This window comes from Actinomadura sp. NPDC048955, from assembly GCF_040649435.1.
In the GTDB taxonomy this organism is placed as follows: Bacteria; Actinomycetota; Actinomycetes; order Streptosporangiales; family Streptosporangiaceae; genus Spirillospora; species Spirillospora luteofluorescens.
Genome location: NZ_JBEZJI010000169.1, coordinates 1 through 2,654, shown reverse-complemented (window position 1 = coordinate 2,654; position 2,654 = coordinate 1). Strand labels below are relative to the sequence as shown.

At 31.9% G+C, this 2,654-nt stretch carries 2 protein-coding genes; both read left to right on the top strand.

The window, feature by feature from the left end; translation table 11 throughout:
• Nucleotides 1-684: 684 nt before the first annotated feature.
• Nucleotides 685-852, top strand: coding sequence for a hypothetical protein (locus tag AB0C84_RS45875; RefSeq protein ID WP_002498713.1), 168 nt, complete (start codon nucleotides 685-687; stop codon nucleotides 850-852).
• 281 nt (nucleotides 853-1,133) lie between these two features.
• On the top strand, nucleotides 1,134-2,654 hold a 1,521-nt coding region (locus AB0C84_RS45870), incomplete at its 3' end, for an IS1182 family transposase (protein ID WP_361079167.1).

Genomic DNA, 2,654 nt, shown 5'->3' with positions numbered 1-2,654 from the left:
TGGAGCTTCAGGCCGTCTGGGCGACCGCGGACAGCTATCTGGATGCGTACCCTGCACTGGCTGCACAACGTTCCTGCCCCTTGTTTAAACAGTATAATTTACAAATTGGTTTACACAAGATATACTGAAAATAACAAATAGACACATTATTGGATATGAAAACCCCAGCATGCCGACCAAAGCATATGTTGAGGTTTCTTTTTTATCGCTGATGTTCTTAATTTAATAAATCAAGAACACTTCCAACAACAATAATTGGACATACGATATATTTCACAACAAACAGAACGACAATCATTAAATGTGGCACCTCCTTTCTACACAGGAAGTGCTTTTGTATATAACAGTTTCTCCACTCATATAATACTCCTCCTTTTACAAAAGCATAACAACAAAAAACTATGCCTTTAATGTGGCAAATCCCTTGTCACTCTAAATTTTAAATGGCCCTTAAAAAGGATTTAAATATTTATAAAAAGATATTAAAAAGTTCAATGTAAAACAGTTATTATTAAATTTACATAAGGTATAGTATTTCTAAAGAACTTTTGGTTCTTGTATTTTGGACTTTTATTAAGAAGTATATAATACATAATCTTTGACATTATCTCTAAAGTTTATTAGATTTAAGGTGTGAGGCGATATATAAAACTTCATAAAATCTATTTTTAGGAGGCATTTGTCATGCAAGAACAATTTCAAAATTTAGGTTCAGCAATTGGTAACATTTTCGGATCTGTATCTGGTGCCAAAGAAGCAATTACACACTTCCTTGGAAATGGTGCTTCAGATATTGTCAATAGTGGTGCACAATTAATCGATGCTTTCTTAACAGCAGCAGGTCTTAAGTAATTAAAAGGTTTAACATGTGATACAAAGAGGCTGGGACATAATTCCTAGCAAAATAGCCAGTAAATGAGTTTTCATAAATTCATTTACTGGCTTCTTTATTTACAATACTTCGTATTGTTGGCTCGCTTTCTTAGGGGACAGCTTCAGCCTGTCCTGTTCCCTCAAGAGTCTCGCCAAAATACTTTGTATTCATATGTAATTTTACATTAAAATACTTAAAAAAATAAGGTCCTTTCGTATAATTTAATAAATACCAATAAACTAAATTAACGAGGTGCCTTATGTATAAAGATTATAACATGACTCAACTTACTCTACCAATGGAAACTTCAGTTCTTATCCCCACAAATGATATTGTAGAAACAATTCCCGAGACTGAATTCGATGAATTCAGACATCATCGAGGTGCAACATCATACCATCCAAAAATGATGTTAAAAGTAGTTTTATATGCCTACACCCAATCTGTGTTTTCAGGACGTAAGATAGAAAAATTACTCAATGATAGCATCCAAATGATGTGGCTATCACAAAATCAAAAGCCTTCTTATAAAACGATTAATCGATTTAGAGTAAATCCCAAAGTAGACGCTTTATTAGAATCATTATTTATTCAATTTCATAGTCAGTGTTTGAAACAAAATCTTATTGATGATCAGGCCATTTTTATTGATGGTACGAAAGTTGAGGCAAATGCCAATCGATATACATTTGTATGGAAAAAGAGTATTCAAAACCATGAGTCAAGGATGAATGAAAACTCTAAAGCACTCTATCATGAATTGGTGATAAATAAAATCATACCTGAGATTAAAAAAGATCATGATAATGACTTAACAAAAGAAGAAATAGATTTGATTGGTAGTCATTTAGATAAAGAAATCGAAGATTTAAACCAACATATCGATAATAAAAAATGTACTAAAATAAGAAAACAAATACGGCTCAAAAGAACTAAAATTAAAAAATACAAAAAGCAAATTAATGATTACTCTCAGCGAAAGCATAAATACGAAGTCCAAAAATCTATTTTAAAGGATAGAAATAGTTATTCTAAAACAGACCACGATGCCACATTTATGAGAATGAAAGAAGATCATATGAAAAATGGACAACTTAAACCGGGGTATAATTTACAAATAGCGACAAATTCTCAATTTGTTTTATTTTATAATGTGTATCAAAATCCGACTGATACAAGAACAATGATACCTTTTTTAAATACAATACAAGAGACCTACGGTCATTTATCTGAATATATTGTAGCTGACGCAGGTTATGGTAGCGAAGCCAATTATATGGCAATTATAGATAATTTTAATCGAACGCCACTCATAACTTATGGAATGTTTATAAAAGATAAAACTAAAAAATATAAAAGTGACATCTTTAATACTCAAAATTGGGATTATGACGAAATTAACGATGAATTCATTTGTCCGAATAATAAAAGACTAGGATTTAAAAGATATGCCTATCGCCATGATAAATATGGTTTTAAACGAGACTTTAAATTATATGAATGTGATGATTGTGCAGAATGCCCTCTGAAACAACAGTGTATGAACTTCAATTCAAAAACAAATAAAAAAATAATGAAAAATTATAATTGGGAATATTTTAAAGCCCAAATTAATAAAAAGCTTTCAGAACCAAAATCAAAAACCTTCTACAGTCAAAGAAAAATTGATGTGGAGCCTGTTTTTGGATTTATGAAGGCTATTTTGGGTTTCACTAGAATGTCCGCAAGGGCGTCCAGGTCTACGGCTACGAGTTCGTCGGCTTCCGGGCCGGCTGGCGCG